At 50.2% G+C, this 20618-nt stretch carries 21 protein-coding genes and 1 tRNA gene; 13 read left to right on the top strand and 9 right to left on the bottom strand.

Annotated elements, in window-relative coordinates:
• Positions 1–118: 118 nt before the first annotated feature.
• Positions 119–859, top strand: a complete 741-nt coding sequence (locus AB1756_00725; GenBank protein MEW5805875.1) for a hypothetical protein — start codon at positions 119–121, stop codon at positions 857–859.
• A gap of 151 nt (positions 860–1010) precedes the next feature.
• Here the strand turns inward: AB1756_00725 and AB1756_00720 are convergent, their stop codons facing one another.
• Together AB1756_00720 and AB1756_00715 are read right to left on the bottom strand one after the other, a co-directional pair.
• On the bottom strand, positions 1011–1460 hold the full coding sequence (locus AB1756_00720) for a JAB domain-containing protein (GenBank protein MEW5805874.1): 450 nt from the start codon (positions 1458–1460) through the stop codon (positions 1011–1013).
• Positions 1461–1476: 16 nt separating this feature from the next.
• Positions 1477–1719, bottom strand: coding sequence for a hypothetical protein (locus AB1756_00715; GenBank protein ID MEW5805873.1), 243 nt, complete (start codon positions 1717–1719; stop codon positions 1477–1479).
• 107 nt (positions 1720–1826) lie between these two features.
• On the opposite strand from AB1756_00715, the gene AB1756_00710 reads away from it, so the two are divergent.
• The 7 genes from AB1756_00710 to AB1756_00680 all read left to right on the top strand — a co-directional run bounded on the left by AB1756_00710 (position 1827) and on the right by AB1756_00680 (position 6341).
• Positions 1827–1903: transfer RNA gene (locus tag AB1756_00710), tRNA-Ile, on the top strand.
• Positions 1904–2006: 103 nt separating this feature from the next.
• On the top strand, positions 2007–2735 hold the full coding sequence (locus AB1756_00705; protein MEW5805872.1) for a C4-type zinc ribbon domain-containing protein: 729 nt from the start codon (positions 2007–2009) through the stop codon (positions 2733–2735).
• Positions 2716–3141 (top strand): ribonuclease HI family protein, encoded by a 426-nt coding sequence (locus AB1756_00700; protein MEW5805871.1) that lies wholly within the window; start codon positions 2716–2718, stop codon positions 3139–3141. Before AB1756_00705 ends, AB1756_00700 begins: the two co-directional genes overlap by 20 nt.
• Positions 3138–3845 (top strand): YggS family pyridoxal phosphate-dependent enzyme, encoded by a 708-nt coding sequence (locus tag AB1756_00695; GenBank protein MEW5805870.1) that lies wholly within the window; start codon positions 3138–3140, stop codon positions 3843–3845. The genes AB1756_00700 and AB1756_00695 overlap by 4 nt, the downstream gene beginning before the upstream one ends.
• A gap of 47 nt (positions 3846–3892) precedes the next feature.
• A complete protein-coding gene (locus tag AB1756_00690; protein MEW5805869.1) occupies positions 3893–4399 on the top strand; it encodes a DivIVA domain-containing protein in 507 nt (168 codons plus the stop codon).
• Complete coding sequence (gene hutI / locus AB1756_00685; protein MEW5805868.1) at positions 4396–5670, top strand: imidazolonepropionase; 1275 nt, start codon at positions 4396–4398, stop codon at positions 5668–5670. Before AB1756_00690 ends, hutI begins: the two co-directional genes overlap by 4 nt.
• Positions 5671–5705: 35 nt before the next feature.
• Entirely contained in the window at positions 5706–6341 is a 636-nt protein-coding gene (locus AB1756_00680) for a cyclodeaminase/cyclohydrolase family protein (protein MEW5805867.1), read from the top strand.
• On the opposite strand, the gene AB1756_00675 is transcribed toward AB1756_00680, so the two are convergent.
• From AB1756_00675 to tsaD, 3 genes are all read right to left on the bottom strand, one after another.
• Entirely contained in the window at positions 6333–6698 is a 366-nt protein-coding gene (locus AB1756_00675) for a hypothetical protein (protein MEW5805866.1), read from the bottom strand. The genes AB1756_00680 and AB1756_00675 overlap by 9 nt on opposite strands.
• A gap of 97 nt (positions 6699–6795) precedes the next feature.
• Positions 6796–8592: a translation elongation factor 4 gene (gene lepA / locus AB1756_00670; protein ID MEW5805865.1), complete on the bottom strand. Its 1797-nt coding sequence runs from the start codon at positions 8590–8592 to the stop codon at positions 6796–6798.
• A gap of 7 nt (positions 8593–8599) precedes the next feature.
• Entirely contained in the window at positions 8600–9673 is a 1074-nt protein-coding gene (gene tsaD / locus AB1756_00665; GenBank protein ID MEW5805864.1) for a tRNA (adenosine(37)-N6)-threonylcarbamoyltransferase complex transferase subunit TsaD, read from the bottom strand.
• Positions 9674–9807: 134 nt separating this feature from the next.
• Here tsaD and AB1756_00660 point away from each other — a divergent pair, with 134 nt between their 5' ends.
• Entirely contained in the window at positions 9808–10221 is a 414-nt protein-coding gene (locus tag AB1756_00660) for a methyltransferase (GenBank protein MEW5805863.1), read from the top strand.
• Here AB1756_00660 and AB1756_00655 read toward each other — a convergent pair.
• Genes AB1756_00655 through mtnA form a run of 4 tightly spaced genes read right to left on the bottom strand, consistent with a single transcriptional unit; the run spans position 10216 to position 15194 of the window.
• Positions 10216–12192, bottom strand: a complete 1977-nt coding sequence (locus tag AB1756_00655; GenBank protein ID MEW5805862.1) for a glycosyltransferase — start codon at positions 12190–12192, stop codon at positions 10216–10218. The two genes, AB1756_00660 and AB1756_00655, sit on opposite strands and share 6 nt — an antisense overlap.
• A gap of 15 nt (positions 12193–12207) precedes the next feature.
• Positions 12208–13143, bottom strand: a complete 936-nt coding sequence (locus AB1756_00650) for a glycosyltransferase (protein ID MEW5805861.1) — start codon at positions 13141–13143, stop codon at positions 12208–12210.
• An 18-nt stretch (positions 13144–13161) separates the two neighbouring features.
• Positions 13162–14100, bottom strand: a complete 939-nt coding sequence (locus tag AB1756_00645) for a glycosyltransferase (protein MEW5805860.1) — start codon at positions 14098–14100, stop codon at positions 13162–13164.
• 47 nt (positions 14101–14147) lie between these two features.
• A complete protein-coding gene (gene mtnA / locus AB1756_00640) occupies positions 14148–15194 on the bottom strand; it encodes an S-methyl-5-thioribose-1-phosphate isomerase (protein MEW5805859.1) in 1047 nt (348 codons plus the stop codon).
• 115 nt (positions 15195–15309) lie between these two features.
• On the opposite strand from mtnA, the gene AB1756_00635 reads away from it, so the two are divergent.
• The 4 genes from AB1756_00635 to AB1756_00620 all read left to right on the top strand — a co-directional run bounded on the left by AB1756_00635 (position 15310) and on the right by AB1756_00620 (position 20610).
• Positions 15310–16962, top strand: a complete 1653-nt coding sequence (locus tag AB1756_00635; GenBank protein MEW5805858.1) for a methylmalonyl-CoA mutase family protein — start codon at positions 15310–15312, stop codon at positions 16960–16962.
• A gap of 19 nt (positions 16963–16981) precedes the next feature.
• Positions 16982–17956, top strand: a complete 975-nt coding sequence (locus AB1756_00630) for an ABC transporter ATP-binding protein (GenBank protein ID MEW5805857.1) — start codon at positions 16982–16984, stop codon at positions 17954–17956.
• Positions 17881–18936, top strand: coding sequence for a dipeptide ABC transporter ATP-binding protein (locus AB1756_00625; protein ID MEW5805856.1), 1056 nt, complete (start codon positions 17881–17883; stop codon positions 18934–18936). Before AB1756_00630 ends, AB1756_00625 begins: the two co-directional genes overlap by 76 nt.
• A gap of 99 nt (positions 18937–19035) precedes the next feature.
• Positions 19036–20610 carry a TolC family protein gene (locus AB1756_00620; protein ID MEW5805855.1) on the top strand — a complete coding sequence of 525 codons (1575 nt, stop codon included), beginning with the start codon at positions 19036–19038 and terminating at the stop codon, positions 20608–20610.
• The last annotated feature ends 8 nt before the right edge of the window (positions 20611–20618 follow it).

Genomic DNA, 20618 nt, shown 5'->3' with positions numbered 1-20618 from the left:
GTGTTAATAATAAAAGGAGTTCTATCAGAGTTTCCGATGCGTTTCTACATTTTATTTGCTCTCAGTTCTCATGTACACTTTTTGGATAGGAACCAAAAATTTATTGTCCGATGGGAATTTGTTAGTTGAAAACTTTACTGAAAAAGTAAAAACAAAAATTCCAAAAACCGAAGCTATCATCGAACGCGATCTGGTTTATCCAGCAATACGCGGTTCAGATATTCAAAGATGGAAAGCATTTCCCCAAATAAACGTCTTAATAACTCACCCCGCCTCACAAACTCCTTATTCTGAAGAAGAAATGAGGAGGAGATGGCCAAGGACTTATAGTTATCTAACTAACTTCAAAGATGTTTTGCTACAGAGAGCACTTTATAAACACTTCCATGAGAAAGCCAACAATCCTTTTTATGGACAACGTCTTTTCGGGGACTATACTTTTTCGAGACACAAGGTTGTGTGGAAAAGAATGACAACTGACTTAATCTCTGCAGTAGCTACCCAACATAAAACTTCATTTGGTTATAAAACAATAATACCTGTTGAGACTGTTACCTTCTTCTCGACTGAAAATGAATCCGAAGCTCATTATCTTTGCGCCATTATTAATTCAACACCTGTACGCGATTTTATTAAGTCGTTTTCTTCTGCCGGCCGTGGCTTCGGCACGCCTTCGGTAATGGAGCATGTCGGCATTCCAAAATTTGATCCTAAAAATCCGCTCCACCAAAAACTCACTGAAATCTCTAAGACATGCCACCGGTTAAAATTGGAAGGCAAAGAAAAAGAAATTGAGAAATTAGAAAAAGAAAATGATGAGTTAGTGAAAAAATTATTCGGTATCAAAGAAAAAACTTGAGACCGGAACTACGATAAGCGCATTGATCAGCATTTCTATAAACTTCACAATCCGTACAAGAAAGCATGCACTAAAGTAATTTTAAATATCTAACTTGGAGTTAGCAATCAAAAAATAAGGAGATGCTTTTCACATCTCCTTTTTGACTCTTTTATTTCCTGCCATCCAAAAGCCCCTCCTCAGAAACTCTCAAGAACGCTTCTTCTCCCACAATCACATGATCCAGTACTTTGATTCCTAGAATCTCACCACTTTTTACGAGCAGCTTCGTTACCTCCAAATCATCTTGGCTGTAATTGACTCTGCCCGAAGGGTGGTTATGGAAAAGAATCATTGAAACTGCATTGGCCAGGATCGAGGATTTAAAGACTTCCCTGGGATGAGTCAGGGTACTGCTCAAAGAGCCAGTTGAGACGAAGTTCACCGAATTAATCTTGTTGCTCGCATCGATATTGATGACCCCAAAGACCTCCCGGTCAATGTTATGAAGCAACTTCCTCACAAAACTTGCCACATCCTTGGGGGTGTCGAGTGCATCCTTTCTGTACTCGTGCTTATTGTCTTTGACGAGCCTAATTTTTACGATATTGATCTTGTGCACGTTAAATCCCTCCTTTCTACTCATCCATGTGTTTGAATTCAGATACAGGAAGAGAAATCAGCCTCCCACCGATTCTTTCAAGCTCTGTTGATTTCTCCCAGCTCTCCTCATTTTTTGCTGCTCTTGTTAACGCATTGGCGATCCCGAACTGGTCATCCTCAGGTTCTGCTCCGAAGGCAATGAGGATGTTCTCTATCTGTGCTTCGCTTAGTCCATAGTGCTTCACCACATTGCTGATAACGGTCTTCGGGTTTCTCACTTTTATTTTGAATCTCAGGTGCTCATTTTCCTGATGATTCAGCTATACTCGCTGCTCATTGACAGAAAATCTCAAAATATTATAATGAAACCGCTTAAATAGAGTGTGGGCCCATAGCTCAGTTGGTCAGAGCAACTGACTCATAATCAGTAGGTCCTAGGTTCGAGCCCTAGTGGGCCCACCAGCGATTTTATGAAACAAGAGAGATGAAACGAAAAAGGATAGAAGGAGATCATACCGATGCAAGCGTTCCTTCGTGAACGCTTTTTTTATTTTAGGGGACGCCTTTGGAGAGAAACCTGTATGTGATCGTGGAGCTTCAGAAGACCATCCTGACCATGGAGAGGTTGAAATCTCTCATCAAAGAAGGACCTGCACGGCTTGAGCGATTCGATGCAGAGGTCAAGAAAGAGGAGGAAAAACTGAGATCGGAAAAAGATGGTCTCGAGAGTGCCATCAAGATCAAAAGAAAGGAAGAGGGAGACCTTCAACTTTTGCATGCGAAACTAGAGAAATACAAAGACCAGCTTATGACGGTCAAGACGAACAAAGAGTACACCGCAATGCTCCATGAGATCGAGCTCTGCAAAAAAGAGATCGACAGGCTGGAGGAAGACGTCATTCAGAAACTGTATGACATAGACATGCTCCAGAATGAGGTGAAGAGAGAAGAAGAAACTTTCACAAAGGAGAAACTGAGGATCGAAGCGGAAAAAGAGAGAGCAGAACAAGAGATACGGGAAGCCGAGGTCGAGATCGGCCGACTGGAGGCGAGAAAAGGAGACCTCGAAAAGAGACTGCCCGAGAACATTCTCAAGGAGTTCTATAATATCGCCTCCATCCGGGGAGGCATTGCCGTCGCCCGGGCCGAAGACTACACCTGTCAGGCGTGCAAATTGAGGCTTCGCCCCCAGGTCTTCCTTGATGTGAGAGCCAACAGCGGCCTCATCTCATGCGAGAACTGCGGCAGATTCCTCTACTATGAGGAAGGTTTGAATGCAGGACAAACAACTTAACTTTCTGATCGATGGGGCTTCGAGGGGAAATCCTGGCCCCGCCGGGTTCGGCATCGTCGTTTACGATGCGGAGTGGCAGAAGGCGGATGAGATCAAGGGGCAGCTTGGGGTCAACACAAACAACTATGCCGAGTATATGGCTTTGATCAAAGCGCTCGAGCACGCCCTGGAGAAAGGAGCCATGAAGGTCAGGGTCTACTCTGATTCCGAGCTGATCGTCTGGCAGATGAAGGGGAAATATAAGATCAAGAGCAAAAACATCATCCCCCTTGCCAGGAAGGCTTTTACTCTGGTCCGGCAGTTGAAGCAATTCGATATCAAAAAGATCCCGCGGGCGAAGAACAAGAAAGCAGATCTCCTGGCGAACGAAGCCATTGATTCAAGCATTGAAGAAAAAAGACGATGATAGAGATTGAAAGGCTCAGAGATAATATCCGCTCCGTTGTTGAACAGATAGAAGAGGCAGCATCTCGGTCGTCGAGACGGAAAGAGGATATTCTTCTTCTTGCAGTGACGAAGGCGGTTCCTCCCGAAATGATCGAAATGGCCATTGATGAGGGGCTCCGGTTCTTCGGCGAGAACAGGGTTCAGGAGGCTGCCGATAAGATTCCAAGAGTCAGTCCCGGAGTTGTGTGGCACATGGTGGGACACCTTCAGACAAACAAGGCAAGAAGTGCAGTGCGGCTCTTCGAGATGATACACTCAGTAGATTCCATAAAACTTGGAAGAGTGGTGGATCGGCATGCCCGGGAGATCGGAAAGATACAAAAATGCCTCGTTGAGGTCAATCTCTCTGGCGAGCCGAGCAAGTACGGGATGAATGCAAAAGAGCTAAAGCATTTTCTAGAAGCAGCTTCCGCGCTGACAGGAATATCCATCCAGGGGCTCATGACCATTCCACCGTATGATCCGGACCCTGAGAGATCACGCAGATATTTCATAAAATTGAGAGAGCTTGCAAATGAGGCATCAGGGTGGAACATACCGCATATCTCCATGAAGGAACTGTCAATGGGGATGACAGAGGATTTCCCAGTGGCAATCGAGGAGGGTTCAACCATCATCCGGATCGGCAGGGCGATCTTCGCCCGGATGCCTCTGGAGACTTGATCGGCTATAAGGGGACGAAGTCCGGTAATGGATCAACAGGAGGGCATATGAAATTGACGCCAATGGATATCGAGCATCATAAATTCCACAGGGAATTAAGAGGGCTCAAGAGAGAAGAGGTAGAAGATTTTCTTCGCACCGTCGCTCAGGAGCTTCAGAACCTGATAGCGGAGAACGGGCGGCTCAAGGACGAGATCTTCGCGCTGAGAAGCATGGTGGACGATTATCGCTCGCGGGAGAAGAACCTTCAGGAGATGATTTACTCCGCCCAGAGGTTTTATGAGGACATGAAGAACAAGACCAAGCAGGAAGAGGAATTGATCCTCAAGGAGGCGAGGATCAAGGCGGAGAAACTCCTCGATCAGGCTCAGATGCAGGTGGAGAGCCTGGAAAAGGAGATCTTAACGCTGAGGCTTGAGCGCGATTCCTTCGATCGACAGATCCGGGACCTGCTCGAGAGCCACCTGAGCCTCCTCGATTCGAAGAAAGAAGAGGGTGAATGGAAGGACAGGCTGAGGTTCATAAGGAGGAGAAAGAACAACGAGGAGGAATGAAAAACGCGGACCTTGCCATCATCAATGCTTCTGAATTGGCGACCCCTTCAGGATTCAAAGCGGCATCTGGAAAAGATACGGGAAGATTGAAGATCATCCAGGATGCGGCTGTTGCGGCACATGAGGGAAGGATTGTTTTTGTCGGTAGCATGGGACAATTCAGGAAGGAATGCTCCCTGACGCCGGATGCAAAGGTCATCGATGCGAGCGGAGGGACAATCATCCCCGGATTCGTCGATTGCCACACCCATCTTCCATTCGCAGGGTTCAGGGATGAAGAATTCCTTCTCAGGGTTTCCGGTGCCACCTACGAGGAGATTGCGAGAGTCGGTGGCGGAATATGGAACACGGTGAAGAGAACGAGAGAAGCATCATTGGAAAAGCTTGCCGCACTTTCGCTGCGGCGTCTGGACAGGATGCTTCTCCATGGCACGACGACCTGTGAGGCGAAAAGCGGTTACGGGCTGACATTGAAAGACGAGATGAAGCAGCTCGAAGCGATCCGGAAAGCTGCACGGAAACATCCTGTCAGAGTCATTCCAACTTTGCTCGGGGCGCATACAATCCCTGGAGAATACAAGAATGACAGGGAATGCTACGTCTCGCTGATCATCGAGAAGATGATTCCCGAAGTAGTGGAAGGAAGATTGGCGGAGTTCTGCGACGTTTTTTGTGATGAGCATGGCTTTTCATTGGATGAGAGCAGGAGGATCATAACGGCAGCGAAATCGTTTGGCTTGAAGATAAAGGTGCATGCCGATCAGTTCTCCTCTTCCGGGGGCTCCACTCTTGCCGCAGAGTTCGGCGCCGCTTCAGCCGATCACCTTGAGAACATCTCGGATGACGATATCGATAAGCTGGCGAGGTCAGGAACCGTGGGAGTCCTTTTGCCTGGCTCCGTCTATTTCCTGCTGAAGAAGAGTTATGCACCAGCAAGAAAGATGCTTTCTGCAGGGATGGCTCTCGCCATCTCAACGGACTTTAATCCAGGAAGCAGCATGACTGAATCGATGCTTCAGATCATCCAGCTATCTGTCTTCATGATGGACATCTCCGTGGATGAGGCGTTAACGATGGCCACGTTGAATGGGGCTGCAGCCCTCGGGCGAGCCGATAGAATCGGCTCGCTAGAAGTAGGTAAGGATGCGGACATCCTCATCATGGACATCCCCAGCCATATCCATCTTGCCTATCACTTCGGCATCAACCACTGCTCGGACGTGATAATCAAAGGCAAGGCATGCGTCGAAAACGGTAAACGCATCCAATGAGTTTTGGAGCTGAGAAATTCATAGAAGGAAAAACGATGACCGAAAAAACGCTAAAAGGATTCTTGGAAGAACTGTCTTCATCAAACCCGACACCAGGAGGAGGGAGCATCTCGGCGCTGGCAGGTGCAATCGGAGCTTCTCTTTTGGAAATGGTTTGCGGGTTGACCATAGGCAAGGAGAAGTTCAAGAAATACGAGGAAGAATTGATCGGCGTCAGGGGAAAAGCGGCAGAGCTGAAAATTGAGTGCTTTTCTCTCATAGAGAAGGATGCCGAAGCCTTTAACAATGTGATGGCATCCTACCGGATGCCAAAAGGCACGGACGCCGAGAAAAAAGCCAGAAGCGAGGCCATTGAAAGAGCGACCTGCGAGGCAACTCGTGTCCCCCTCGAGACGGCGCGGCTATGCCTGGAAGTGCTCAAACATATCTCCAGTTCTATCGCGAAGGTCAACCCCAATGCCATAAGCGATATTGGTGTTGGAGCGCTCCTGGCGCAATCAGGGATAGAGGGGGCAGCCCTGAATGTCATAATAAATGTTCCATCCATACAGGATCAATTGTTCAGGGAAGAATCAGAGAAAAAGATCATGGCGGTGAGAAATAAAGGCAAGGCCTTGAAAGAGGATATATTGAACCAGGTGGAGGAAATGATTAAAGGAAGCTTAGAATAATGGTGCGGATTCCTGCTGGTCGAAAGCCCAGTCGTAAACATAGACCTTGAAATCGACGCGGATCATATATTTTGCCTTGATGGTGATGCTCTTCTCCGTCCTGTTCACTACAAGATTCCTTCGCGTTATAGGGAGCCCCAGCTCTTTGGCCTTGTCTAGCAGGATCTGCATCGTCTCATCGGCGCTCTTGCGGAGTGAAGCCATCCGCGCCTCTTCCCTCATCGTATCCCTGAACTCGTAAGTCTTTACTTTCACAGGCACTATCTTGTAAGCGACGAATACCGCGATTGCGATGATGACGAGGGTGATGATCAAGCCAATCCGCCCTTCTCCTTTCTGGCCAAAGATCCTCTTCATAATCTCCTCCATTCAAGATAGTTTACAGCTCTTGGTTTCAAAATATAAGTGTAGAAGCCGATCTTTGTCAAGAATCTATTTTACATTTCTAAAGGATTTAATCGGCTTTTAGGATGGAGAGGAAGGCTTCCTGCGGGATGTCGACGCGGCCCACTTTCTTCATTCTCTTCTTTCCCTCTTTCTGCTTTTCCAGGAGCTTTCTCTTTCTCGTGATGTCGCCGCCGTAGCATTTTGCGGTGACGTTCTTTCTCAGCGGCTTGACGGTCTCTCTTGCGATGACCCTGTTACCAATGGCTGCCTGGATGGATACATCGAAAAGCTGCCGGGGAATGATCTCTCTCATCTTATGGGTAAGCTCTCTTCCTCTCTGGATAGCCTTCTCCCTGTGTATGATGAGTGAGAGTGCATCTACGGGTTCTCCATTGACAAGCATGTCCAGCTTGACGAGGTCGGAAACTCTCCACCCGGAAAGGTGGTAATCAAGCGAGGCATATCCTCTCGAGCAAGACTTGAGCTTGTCGTAGAAATCAATGACGATCTCGTTGAAGGGCAGCTCGTATGTGATTATGACTTTTGAAGGGGAGAGATACTTTATCTCCCTCTGGACTCCTCTCCGCTCTTCTGCCAGTTTCAGGATGGGTCCCATATGCTCGGGAGGAGTCAGAATCATCGCAGTTATGATCGGCTCCTCGATCTTGTCTATATCCTGGATGGAGGGAAGCTTAGATGGGTTGGAGATCTCGAGCGCTTCTCCCTTTTTCGTCATCACCCGGTAGCTCACGCTAGGTGCCGTCGTGATAAGGTCTATCGAAAATTCCCGTTCGAGCCGCTGCTGGATGATCTCCATGTGGAGAAGCCCCAGAAAGCCGCAGCGGAACCCGAACCCCAGCGCAGATGACACTTCGGGTTCATATGAAAAGGAAGAATCGTTAAGACGGAGCTTCTCGAGAGAATCCCGTAACGACTCGTAGTGAGTGTCCTCAGTAGGGTAAAGCCCGGCGAACACCATAGGCTTTACCTTCTGAAATCCAGGGAAGGGGTTAGTCGTGGGGTTCTTCTCTTCCGTGACCGTATCGCCGATCTGCGTATCGGCAACCCTCTTGATCCCCGCGGTGATGAACCCAACCTCTCCCACTGAGAGCTCCTCGACCTCTATCGGCTTAGGAGTAAACTTTCCGACCTGTTCCACCTCTCCAACCCTTCCCGTTGAGACGAGCTGCATCCTCATACCTTTTCTTATGATTCCATCAATGACTCTTATGAGAATAACCACACCCCTGTAAGAGTCATACCAAGAATCGAAAATGAGAGCCTTCAGCGGGGCCTCGATGTTTCCGGAAGGAGGCGGAATATGCTTGATGATCGATTCCAAGATTTCGTCCACCCCCCTGCCTTCCTTGGCGCTGGCGAGAAGAGTGTGTTCATTGTCCAGGCCGATGACATCCTCGATCTGCTCTCTGACGCGGGTGATATCGGCGCTGGAGAGGTCTATCTTGTTGATGACCGGAATGATTGTCAGATCATTCTCTATGGCCATATAGGTATTGGCAAGGGTCTGCGCTTCGACTCCCTGGCTGGCATCGATGACGAGGAGCGCCCCTTCGCATGCGGCCAGGCTTCTCGAGACTTCGTAAGAAAAATCAACGTGCCCGGGAGTGTCTATGAGGTTGAAGAGGTAATTCTCCCCCGATTTCGACCTGTAGTTCAGGGCAACGGCGTGAGCCTTGATCGTGATCCCTCTCTCCTTCTCCAGATCCATATTGTCGAGGACCTGATCCTCCATCTCCCGAAGAGAGAGAGCCTCGGTTTTTTCAAGGATCCGGTCGGCAAGGGTCGACTTCCCATGGTCTATGTGAGCAATTATGGAAAAATTTCTTATGAGTTTCTGATCCATGGATGCATTATAACCTCAGATCAGGCTCAGCGTTGAGCGCCAGGTCGGCAAACTGGCGCCGTTCAAGCTTTAGAAATGCAGCGGATGCTACCATGGCGGCGTTGTCGGTCGTCAGCTCCTGGCTCGGTATGTACACTTTCCACCCGGAAAGCTCTCCCTCTTCTCTGAAGCGTTTCCGGAGGCAGGAGTTGCAAGCTACTCCACCCGAAACTACGATGGATTTGACCTTCTCCTTTTTCGCTGCAAAGAATGTCTTGTCCACAAGAGCATCCACTACGGCTTTCTGAAACGATGCCAGGAGATCAAAGACTTTTTTATCAATGCTTTCCCGGTGATCCGTCCGCTTTCCTTCTTCTGATGCATCTCCCTTGAATACAGGTTTGATCCCCTCTGCCTGGACGTATCTCAGAACGGCTGTCTTGAGACCGCTGAAGCTGAAGTCAAGGGTCATGTCCGTCATCCGCGCTTTGGGAAATCTGATCCTATCGGGGTCTCCTCGTCGGGATAGTTCATCGATGATGGGTCCACCGGGATATCCAAGACCGAGGAGCTTGGCCACTTTATCAAAAGCCTCGCCTGCCGCATCGTCTCTCGTCCTGGCTAGAGTCATGTATACGCCTTCTTCAGGCACAAGGAAGAGAGAGGTATGTCCCCCCGAGACGACCAGGGCGACAGCGGGGAAATCGATGTCGGGATTCTCTATGAAGGGGGAGCGTATGTGAGCTTCCAGATGGTTGATGGCGATGAGAGGAACCCTGTAAACGTAGCTGATCGACTTGGCTACGGCGATCCCGACGAGAAGGGAACCAACTAATCCTGGACCGTACGTGACGGCGACAGCGGAGAGCTGGTGGAAGTCCATACGTGAGCGCTCCATCGCCTCGGTGACGACGATGTCTATATTCTCGAGCTGATGCCTCGAGGCGAGCTCGGGAACGACTCCGCCATAATCCTTGTGGATGTGAATCTGCGAGGAGACGAGGCTGGACAGTATCCGCGTCCCATTCCGCACGACGGATGCTGCCGTCTCATCGCAGGATGTTTCAATTCCCAGGATCGATTTCTCTTCCGATATATTCATGCTCGATACAGGCAGAATAGAATGCAACTATTTTGCACTCATAAATTAGCATCGAATAGAATTATGCGTCAAACCCCGCAGAATCATAGATATTTATTTTCATTCCGTTCCTATGTTGGAATGTGGATTCCTGGTTGAAGGTCTCCGATGTTCTGAAGGGAGGCGAGCTTCTCGGAGGATTACTCCTTCTTGCAGGGCTGGTCCTTGCATCCTGGTGCGCCATTCTCTTTCTCACACTCGGCAGGGGAACACCGGCCATCATCCATCCTCCAGAAAAACTGGTCGTCAGCGGACCTTACGGATTTGTGCGGAATCCCATGATGACCGGGGCTTTCCTCATGCTGCTGGGAGAAGCGCTCCTTTTCGGCTTCCTCTTGCTTCTCCTCTTCGTCTTTTTCATAGCCCTTCCGGTGGGCTATCCGCTCATCCGCTATGAAGAGGAGGAACTGGAGGAGAGATTTGGCGACTCCTACCGTGAATATAAAAAGAGAGTTCCCAGACTCCTGCCGAGGCTTCGAAGGCGGGATGAGGAACGGGAGACATTATAGGTTCTGGATCATGTCATCTATCTTGCGGCCAATGACGCGCGAAGAATAATTCTCCTCAACGAACCTGATTGCATTGGATGATATCTTTTTCCAGAGGGCCTCATCGCTGTAAACCATAATGACTCTTTCAGCGAAATCGCCGGGAGTATCGCCGATCAGGATGTTCTCTCCATCCACGACATTCATCCCTTCGGCCCCAATGGAGGTCGTGACTACGGGGATGCCGGACGCCATGGCCTCCCCGATCTTCCCCTTCAATCCTGCTCCGAATCGAAGAGGGGCGACAAAGACCCTGCAGGATTGCATGTAAGACTGAAGGTCATCGACGGGGCCCGTGAATATCGTCTCATTGCTTCCGGACTCTTTGATGAGCGCGTCTATGTATTGACCGACGACAAAAAGGTTCAACCTGAGAATCTCTTTCTTGATAAGGGGAAAGATATCCCTGTTGAAATACTTCACAGCATCGGGATTGGGGGGATGTCCATAGCCTCCGACGAATAGAAGATGATCCCTGCTATGGAAACCGCTGATTTTGCTTGCTATGTCGTGTATATTCGGGATCACCTCGATCCTGACCTGTGGCAACTCTTTCATCAACATTTCTTTCTCTTCATTTGTTATTGCAATCGTCAGATCGGATTGTCCGTATATGGATAGCTCCTGTCGTTTCGTCCGAAGCGATCTCAGCATCATCTTTTCATCATCCAGAAGCTCAGCCATCCTCCCTTCCCTCAGGAAGTGAACGTCGACGGAATCAGTGATGAGTTTCGTCTGCTTCCCGTATTTACGGCAGAGCTTCAGATAGTGTTGTCCCATGTCATAATGGACAAACCATACGAGATCGCAGGGATTGAGGGCGAGGAATTTTTTCAGGAAGAATCTTCTCTTGAGCGTTCGCATCGAGATTCCCTCCCCTTTTTTGAATAGGGGGGCAACCATTACGCCTATCTGCTCCAGGTCAACTTTGTATCTATTCTGATCGTCCTGAGGCCGATGGGCAAAGAAAGTCAAGCGGTGTCCCTGTCCGGTCAGAATCTTGAGGATGTTGAAGAGCCGGAGGGCTCCGGAATTCCTGTCGTGAGCCGGTAACTGGTGATAGATGACCAGAATGTTCTTGCCTCTTCGCCTGTCGGATGCCATCTCATAGAATCTTTCTTCAGGCGGGAATTGTTGTGAGAGGACGCATTTCCACTTTTCTACGAACTTTACCCTGTTCACCTCCTGGTATCTCTTGATGCTCGTGTACACATCTTTGCCACAGGAGACACCCTCATGGTGCTTGACGACGCACAGCGGCTGATAGAGGACCTTGTAACCCATCTGGCGGATTGAGAAGCAGAGGTCGGTATCTTCATAGTAAGCCGGAGAGAATCTCTCATCGAACCCACCCACTTTATCGAAGAGGGCCTTCCTGACGAGGAGGCAGGCGCCGGAGCAGTAATCAACCTCGCGGATAAAGTTGTACTGAGGCATATCAGCAGTTTTGTAGCGTCCGTAATTCTTTGCGGAGCCATCCCGGAAGACGATCCCGCCTGCTTCCTGGAGTCTTCCATCCGGATAAATCAACTTCGCTCCGACCGCACCAACTTTTTCATCCGTTTCGGCCAATCTCATCAGATGATCGGCGAAACCGCCGTGTGGAACCGTATCGTTATTCAGGAATAGAATGTATTTACCTCTGGCGATTCTGGCTCCTCTGTTGCAGGACTTTAGAAAACCTATGTTCTCAACATTCTGGAGAATGTGAATCCTCCCTTTCAAACTCTCCTTCAATGAATCTTTCCAGGAGGCCAGATGTTTTTGTGTGTCATCAGTCGAGGCATCATCGACGATGATGAGTTCTGCATCGCCGCCGAGCTCTGGAACAACGGCTTCAAGGTATTGTCTTGTGAATAAGAGATTATTGAAAACGGGAGTGATGATAGACAATCGAATTTCCGGAACAGCTTCTCTTTCTTTATGCATCATTCTCCCATCGGCGTTTCATTTAAGATTCTTTCGAATATGTCGGCGGAATAATGAGCCGGGAAGCGCGATTTCCAGGATCAGACGGCGATAATTCTTGAGGCTTGGATAATGGGAAACGGCTGCGCGGAAATGTTCTAAGATTGCGCTGCGCGGGAAATCGCCACTTTTCAGCATAAGACTGCCAACGCGTCCATAAAGATTGCCGATGCAGCGATTGACAATGGAAGTATTGAGTCGGGAATAATCCGGGTGCCTTTCGACAAAGTGCAGCGCCACCCGTAGAGCTTCACGGGAAGTTTGTACGAGATCCCTTGTCGTGTTCTGCCTGTGGCGGCGATAGAGATAGAGCGGCTCATCGAGATAAGCCAGTCTGTATTTCAGAGTGAATCGGAGGGCCATATCAACGTCGCATCCGAAGGCGAGCTGTTCGTCGAACAGTCCCACCTCCTCGAGACAATCCAGGCGGAGAATGGGAGTCGATGCGATCCCCCAGTCTCCGCCGACCAGTATGCTCTCCGTTGTGAAGAATCTTCCCGGCGATCGCTTCGGCATGACCTCAAGCAATTTGTCCTTACCATTCCGGGTAGATTGAAGGACACGCCGCCCTACAATTAAACCACCGATATCTGGTTCGTTTTCCATGACGTTCATGGCGCGTTCGAGATAAAGAGGATCCAGGAGATCATCGGATTCGAGAAAAGCAACGATCCTGCCCTTCGCCAGTCCGATCCCGCGATTGTAGTTGGCGGCGATTCCTGCGTTTGGGAAATCATAAAAGCTGATCCTGGAAAGGTAAGGCATGACGACTTGATGAGTCGCATCTTCAGAGCCGTCATCTACGACGATGATTTCATGGTCCCTATAGCTCTGAGCCAGGACACTCTCAATTGCGGCCTGGATGTAGGCAGCATGATTGTAGCTGGGAATTATGACGCTAACCCTTGGCATCATTATTCCTTATAGTTCATATCACACGCGTCTGCTTCGTTCCCATTTTCTCCATCTTTCATAACTTTCTGGAAAGATGTAACTCCATAGCAGGTAAACATAAGCCCGGAGGAAGAATGGGAATGTGGCAATACTGCGCAGCAGGTAACATCGCGCTTCCCTCAAAGTGGCGGCATTGCCGGAGGATAGTGCCAGAAGTTCACGTCCAAGCCTGATGCTCTCCTTCCCCATGGCTCTGCGGAAGAACCAGGGGTGAGACCTGACGAACTCGGGATGCTCTGCAGAGAATTTCTCCAGGATGCGTATCCACATTCGGGCATTAAGCGAGCGGTCGCCGCTGACATTCTCGCCATGGATCCGGCAGAGCAGCAACGGTTCCGGAACGCCGACCATCCTGGTATGAAAGGAGAGGCGAAGCCACATATCGCAATCGGCCGCAGAGGGGATCGACTCATCAAAACCACCTACCTTTTCAAAGAGATGACGCCGGACCATCGGCATCATAATCGCGCCACTTTCTCCCCAGAGCAGGGATTTCGTGGTAAAGGAAAGATCCACTTTTTTCTTCCCGAAGGTTCGGTTCGTTCTCGAACCGTCAGAGCGGATGGCTCTAGCGCGCATCGCGATGAGCCCGGCATCCGGGTTCACCCTGGACGCTTCGATAAGGGTTTCAAGGGTTTGGGGTTCCCACATGTCATCGGAGTCGAGGAAGGCAACCCATTCGCCCGTGGAAGCGCGGATGCCGCTATTTCGCGCCGCCGCCTCGCCCCTGTTCTCCTGGCGTATGTACCTGATGCTTTCCATGTAGGTAGAAAGCGCTTCCTTTGTATTATCCGTCGAGCCATCGTCAACCACGACTACTTCAAAATCGCGAAATGTCTGGGCAAAGACGCTTTCTAGTGCCTGCGTTATGTAATGTGCCCGGTTGTATGTGGGAATGATGACGCTTACCTTCGGCATGTTCGTATTATAGCATCGAAGAAATGACTTCCCTTTTTATCTCCGGCTCATGACCTGGAGCCAGTGATCTCGTTCAGGGCAAGCCTGTATGGGGGGCGTGCAATCCCTCTTTCCGTGATGATGGCTGTGACATTGGCGTGAGGAGTCACGTCAAAGGCAGGATTTCTCACATGCACTCTCTCGGGGGCTACAGGGATGGAATGAAAGTGCGTGATCTCCTCTCTATTTCTTTCCTCGATCGGAATCCCCTTTCCTGAATCGATAGACATATCAATGGTTGAAACTGGAGCCGCCACGTAGAAGGGGATGCCATGCTCTTTTGCCAGAATGGAAAGGGAATAGGTTCCGATCTTATTCGCCAGGTCGCCATTGGCGGCAACGCGGTCCGCACCGACGATGACGAGATCGATTTCTCCCAGGTTCATCATGTAGCCGGCCATGTTATCGGTGATCAGAGTCACGGGTATCCCATCCTTTATGAGTTCCCAGGCGGTCAGACGCGCACCTTGAAGGAAAGGCCTGGTTTCATCTGCAAAGACCCTTACCTTCTTTCCCTTCCCTACTGCCGTTCTTATCACGCCCAGAGCAGTGCCATGCCCGGCCGTGGCAAGAGCTCCCGCATTGCAGTGCGTCAGGACGGACGCCTCCGAAGGGATAAGTGTGGAGCCAAACTCTCCGATTCTTCGGTTAGCGTGGATATCTTCCTCCATGATTGCATGTGCCTCCAGAACCATGAGAGCCGCGATCCTATCCGGCGAAGATGCTATCTTTTCCTCAAAGAGATTCTTCATCCTCTTGATGGCCCAGAAGAGATTGACTGCTGTCGGTCTTGTCGAAGCAAAGAGCGGAAAGAGGGCTTCCACTTTACTCTTGAATTCATCCGGAGGCAACGAAGTGAAATTCTTTGCACCCAGGGCGATCCCCATGGCAGCGGCCACTCCTATGGCTGGCGCCCCCCTGATCGCCATCTTCTTTATGGCATCGGCGATCTCTTCCGGCGTCTTGAGTGTCAGATAAGCCTCCCTGGCCGGGAGGGCTCTTTGATCGATCATCACGACGCCGTTCTCCGTCCACTCTATGGTCTTGAAGGTCACTTTCTTCATTTAGCGCTGATGATACCGTAACACAGGCTCCATTGCAACGCTACAAAGAGTAGTGGTTGCTTTGGCTAATCGGGGTGTGATATCTTTGAAAAATAAATATAGAACGATGCCTGACGATAGGAAAAAAGTCTGGGAAGAAAGATACAGAAAACAGACGCGAGAGGTTCCTGAGAGGAAAAATAAGTTTGAGACTCCCTCTGGTATCGAGATCAAGCCTATCTATACTCCGGCCGATGCAGATTGGCTGGGCTACGATGCCGATCTTGGTTATCCTGGAGAGTACCCATTCACGAGAGGAGTCCAGACGACGATGTACCGTGGCCGCCTATGGACGATGAGGCAGTATGCTGGCTTCGGCACGGCGAAGAAGACGAACGAGAGATTCAAATATCTCCTGAAAGAAGGACAGACCGGTCTCAGCGTTGCCTTCGACCTTCCCACGCAGATGGGATACGACTCGGACCATCCCATCTCGAAGGGGGAAGTGGGGAAGGTTGGTGTTGCCATTGATTCGCTCGAGGATATGGAGATCCTCTTTGATAGGATCCCACTTGAGGAGGTCTCCACGTCAATGACGATCAATGCCACGGCAGCCATACTTCTTGCCATGTACGTCGCTATTGCCATGAAGCAGGGGGCCGATCTCAAGAAACTCAGAGGAACGGTTCAGAACGATCCCCTTAAGGAGTACGTGGCGAGAGGGACGTATATCTTTCCCCCGGAAGAGTCTATGAGGCTCGTGACCGATCTCTTTTCCTACTGCAGAGAGCATGTTCCGCAGTGGCACACGATAAGCATCAGCGGTTACCATATCAGAGAGGCAGGCGCCACGGCCGCTCAGGAGATTGCCTTTACCTTTGCCAATGGGATCGCCTATGTGGAGGCGGCCCTCAGACGAGGGTTGAAACTGAAGGATTTCTGCGAGAGACTCTCTTTCTTCTTCAACTCACACAGCAATTTCCTCGAGGAGGTTGCGAAGTTCAGAGCCGCGAGAAGGCTCTGGGCAAGGATCATGAAGGAGAGATTCCACGCTGACGATCCTTCTCTCATGAAGATGAGATTTCACACCCAGACATCGGGGGCAACGCTAACTGCCAATCAGCCCGAGAACAATATAATCCGCGTCACCATGCAGGCCCTCTCATCGGTCCTCGGCGGGACACAATCCCTCCACACAAACTCAATGGATGAAGCCCTCGCGCTGCCGTCTGAAAATGCCGCGAGGATCGCCTTGAGGACTCAACAGATCATCGCCCATGAAAGCGGCGTGGCAGACACGATCGACCCTCTGGCAGGGTCTTATCTGGTGGAATCCTGGACCAGCCAGCTTGAGAAGATTGCTCTCGACTATATAAGAAGGATCGATGAGATTGGGGGAGCTATTAAGGCCATCGAAAGCGGGTACATGCAGAGAGAGATTCACAATTCAGCATACCGGTGTCAGAAAGAGATTGAAGAAGCCGAAAGAATGATCGTAGGGGTCAACGTTTACAGATCCTCCTCTGAGGAAAAGATGGATATACTTAAAGTTGACAGCAGCATCGAGGAAGAACAGGTGGCCAGGTTGAGAGCTCTCCGGAAGAGAAGAGACAACGAAAAGGTCAGTAGATTGCTTGCCGCTTTGAAGGAGGAGGCTGCGACCCGGGGAAATCTTCTCCCGCACATCCTCGATGCTGTCGGAAGCTATGCCACGGTGGGCGAGATCTCAGATGCTTTGAGAAAAGTGCTGGGTCGGCACAGAGAAACATTTATCTGCTGATCTGTCTCCTGATTCGTTTATGAGTGATTCCTTGCTGAGTATCCAAGACCTGAAAACATATTTCCAGACTTCGCAGGGCGTCGTCAGGGCCGTCGATAGTGTCTCGCTTGATGTCAAAGAGGGTGAGATAGTCGGTCTTGTCGGCGAGTCGGGATGCGGGAAGAGTGTCACGGCGTTTTCCATTCTCAGGCTTGTCTCTGAACCCGGAAAGATCGTGGGCGGGAAGATCCTGTACAAGGGAAGGGATCTCCTGGCACTCGACGAGAAGGGAATAAGAAAGATTAGGGGAAAAGAGATTGCCATGATCTTCCAGGAACCGATGACTTCCCTGAACCCTGTCTTTACCGTAGGGAACCAGATCGCCGAGGCCGTGAGGCTCCACCAGAAGAAGGGCAGGAAGGAAGCCTGGAAAGAGGCGATCAGGATGCTGGGAGTAGTTTCCATTTCCTCTCCGGAAAAGAGAGTTTACGATTATCCCCACCAGATGAGCGGCGGGATGAGACAGAGGGTGATGATCGCCATGGCTCTGTCCTGCCGCCCTTCCCTTCTGATCGCCGATGAACCAACAACAGCGCTGGATGTCACGATCCAGGATCAGATCCTTACTCTTCTCAAGAAGCTCCAGGGGGAGTTCAAGCTATCAATTCTTCTGATCACGCATGACTTCGGGATCGTTGCGGAGACGGTGGATAGGGTTGCAGTAATGTATGCGGGGAAGATCGTGGAGGAAGCTCCAGTAAAGTCTATCTTCAAGGAGCCGAAGCATCCCTACACTATGGGCTTGCTTAATTCCATCCCGGGCGTTGAAAGAGGAGGATCCAGGAAGAGACTGCCGACAATCGGGGGTTCCGTTCCCGACCTGCTGAACCTTCCTGAGGGGTGCACATTTGCTCCAAGATGCCCTTCCGTCATGGAGAGATGCATGAAGAAATATCCGGAGATGGTTTCTCTGGATGGTTACAGAAGCGTGAGCTGCTACCTGTATATAAGATGATGTCCGACAGACCGAACAAAGATCTGCTGGTCGTTGAGGGGTTGAAAAAATATTTCCCGGTCAGGAGAGGGATCTTTTCCCGCATCAGCGGGTATGTCCGGGCGGTGGATGGTATATCTTTTCATGTCAGGAAAGGAGAGACGTTTGCTCTTGTAGGGGAATCCGGAAGCGGAAAGACGACGACGGGCAGGCTCGTCTTGAGGCTTATGGAGCCTACGGATGGCAAGATCCACTTTGTTGGCATCGATATCTTTTCATTGCGCCAGCGAGAATTGAGAAAGATAAGGAAGAGAATGCAGATCATCTTCCAGGATCCCTATTCGTCACTCAATCCGAGGATGTCTGTCGGGTCCACTGTGGGCGAGCCGCTGATCATCCACAGGCTCGTCGAAAAGAAGAAAAGATATGAAAGGATTATCCAGCTTCTCGAGATGGTTGGTCTGGAAGAGGGTTGCATAAATAAATATCCCCATGAGTTCAGCGGGGGACAAAGGCAGAGGATAGGAATCGCTAGAGCGCTTGCAGTTGAGCCGGATCTCATCGTCGCAGACGAGCCCGTCTCCGCGCTGGACGTCTCCGTCCAGGCACAGATCGTGAATCTCCTTATGGAACTTCAGGAGCGGCTCGGGCTGACCTATCTGCTGATTGCCCACGATCTCAGACTCGTGAGGATGATCAGCGATACGGTTGCCGTGATGTACCTCGGGAAAATCGTGGAGCAGGGAAGCAACGCACAGATTTATCATTCTCCAAAACACCCCTATACACTGGCCCTGCTCTCCTCCGTCCCTGTTCCGGATCCGCAAAGGAAGAAAGAAAGGGTCCTTCTAGAGGGAGAGATCCCCACTCCAATAAACCCCCCGTCCGGCTGCCGATTTAGAACGAGATGTCCGATGGCCATAGCCATATGCGTGGATCAGGAACCCCCTCTCAGAAACCTGGGTAATGGCCATCTGTGTGCCTGTCATCTGATCTCATAAGCCTCCAGCAGAGCCTTTTTATGATAGGGGAAACAAAAGAGCTTGAAATATCGTATTAATGCAAAGATTCTTAAGGTCAGTGATTGATGGAGGAGTGAAGTGAAAACGAATCGTTTCCTGTGTTTCAGTCTTGTCATTTTCTTTGGCTTAGCCGGCGCTTATATTCCATCTTCCCATTCTGAAGAAGGGAAAGCCGGGGGGTTGAGCCTCTCACTTGATCGATGCATCGAACTCGCCCTCGAGAACAACCTTGTGATCGCCGCGCAGAGGATCGATCCGGAGATCAACCGGCTCAACTATGAGATCGCCAGAACCCTCTTTGATCCAAATCTCAGCACCGGCGGTTCTAGAAGCGTTTCAAATAGCCAGGCCGTAACTTTCATCAGCATCACAAAGAGAGAGTACGACAACTACGATATAAGCCTGAGCGGCAAGGCTCTTACGGGAGGGAGTTACTCTCTTTCCCTCAATGCGAGCCGGACCTATCTGACGGCGGGCTTTCCGATCACCTTCAATCCGAGTTACACGACCGGGATCAATCTCAACATCACCCAGCCATTTCTGAGAAACTTTGGAAGAGAAGTCACGAAGCATAACATTCTGGTAAGCAAGAACAGTTATGACATGAGTCTGTCCTCATTCCAGCGCATAGTCATCGACACCGTAACGCTTGCCGAACAGGCTTACTGGAATCTCGTCGGAGCTATAGACAATCTGAAGGTGCAGAAGGAATCTTTGAAGCTTGCAGAGGACCAGCTTGAAAGAAACAGGATAATGGTCAAGGTGGGAACCAGGGCTCCCATCGATGTCACCGATGCAGAAGCCACGGTGGCATCGCGAGTCCTCTCTGTGATCAATGCGGAAAATGCAGTCAAGGCTGCGGAAGACTCTCTGAGGAAGATACTCAACATTGCTCCGGGGACCTCTCTCTGGGACTCCGCCATTCTTCCCACGGATCGCCCATCATTCGAAGCGGTAAGCGTTGACCTCGAGGCAAGCATCGATGCCGCATTGCGTAAGAGACCCGAGATCGAAGAGTCTAGGATCAATCTGAAGAACCTTGAACTGACCATGAGGTATCAGAAAAACCAGGGCCTTCCCCTCCTCGATCTCAGTGGAAGCTATGGCCTGAGCGGCGTCAGCGGGACCATTCTTCCCGGTCCCGATGGGCTGATGGGAACCCCTGACGACATCTTTGTTCAGGAAGGGATCAGTGGAGCCTTTGATGACGTTAAAGACAGGAACTATACGAACTGGAGTCTCGGCCTTAATTTCGCGATCCCGATCATGAACAGAGCTGCCTCCAGACAGTACGTCATCTCCAAGCTGAACTATGATAAGGCGAACATCCAGCACAAGAGTCTGGAACAGCAGATAGCGATCGACGTGAAAGAAGCTGCGAGGAATATAGAGATGAGCCTGAAGAGACTGGATGCTGCCAGGGCGAGCAAGATCCTGAGCCGGGAGAGATTGAACGCTGCGCAGAAGAAATTCGAGAACGGGATGGCGACAAATTTTGAAGTAGCCGAGTATCAGCAGTACCTTGCGACGGCCGAGAGCGAGGAGATAAACGCCCTCATTGAATACAACAAGGCACTCCTTAGCCTTGAGAAAGCGCAAGGGACACTTCTTCAGAAGAGGGGGATCGTGTTGGAATCATCGCAGAAGAAATAGAAAATATT

Source organism: Acidobacteriota bacterium (assembly GCA_040752675.1).
GTDB lineage: Bacteria > Acidobacteriota > Polarisedimenticolia > JBFMGF01 > JBFMGF01 > JBFMGF01.
The sequence above is the reverse complement of the archived record's forward strand: the minus strand, read 5'-3'. Positions and strand labels throughout refer to the sequence as shown.

Coding starts and splice junctions, on each gene's coding strand:
- lepA (MEW5805865.1), bottom strand. CDS start 8,592: ATGGATCAGAAACTCATAAGAAATTTTTCCATAATTGCTCACATAGAC.
- AB1756_00690 (MEW5805869.1), top strand. CDS start 3,893: ATGAAATTGACGCCAATGGATATCGAGCATCATAAATTCCACAGGGAA.
- AB1756_00655 (MEW5805862.1), bottom strand. CDS start 12,192: ATGATGCATAAAGAAAGAGAAGCTGTTCCGGAAATTCGATTGTCTATC.
- AB1756_00680 (MEW5805867.1), top strand. CDS start 5,706: ATGACCGAAAAAACGCTAAAAGGATTCTTGGAAGAACTGTCTTCATCA.
- AB1756_00695 (MEW5805870.1), top strand. CDS start 3,138: ATGATAGAGATTGAAAGGCTCAGAGATAATATCCGCTCCGTTGTTGAA.
- AB1756_00650 (MEW5805861.1), bottom strand. CDS start 13,143: ATGATGCCAAGGGTTAGCGTCATAATTCCCAGCTACAATCATGCTGCC.
- AB1756_00625 (MEW5805856.1), top strand. CDS start 17,881: ATGCATGAAGAAATATCCGGAGATGGTTTCTCTGGATGGTTACAGAAG.
- AB1756_00635 (MEW5805858.1), top strand. CDS start 15,310: ATGCCTGACGATAGGAAAAAAGTCTGGGAAGAAAGATACAGAAAACAG.
- AB1756_00675 (MEW5805866.1), bottom strand. CDS start 6,698: ATGAAGAGGATCTTTGGCCAGAAAGGAGAAGGGCGGATTGGCTTGATC.
- hutI (MEW5805868.1), top strand. CDS start 4,396: ATGAAAAACGCGGACCTTGCCATCATCAATGCTTCTGAATTGGCGACC.
- tsaD (MEW5805864.1), bottom strand. CDS start 9,673: ATGAATATATCGGAAGAGAAATCGATCCTGGGAATTGAAACATCCTGC.
- AB1756_00700 (MEW5805871.1), top strand. CDS start 2,716: ATGCAGGACAAACAACTTAACTTTCTGATCGATGGGGCTTCGAGGGGA.
- AB1756_00645 (MEW5805860.1), bottom strand. CDS start 14,100: ATGCCGAAGGTAAGCGTCATCATTCCCACATACAACCGGGCACATTAC.
- AB1756_00630 (MEW5805857.1), top strand. CDS start 16,982: ATGAGTGATTCCTTGCTGAGTATCCAAGACCTGAAAACATATTTCCAG.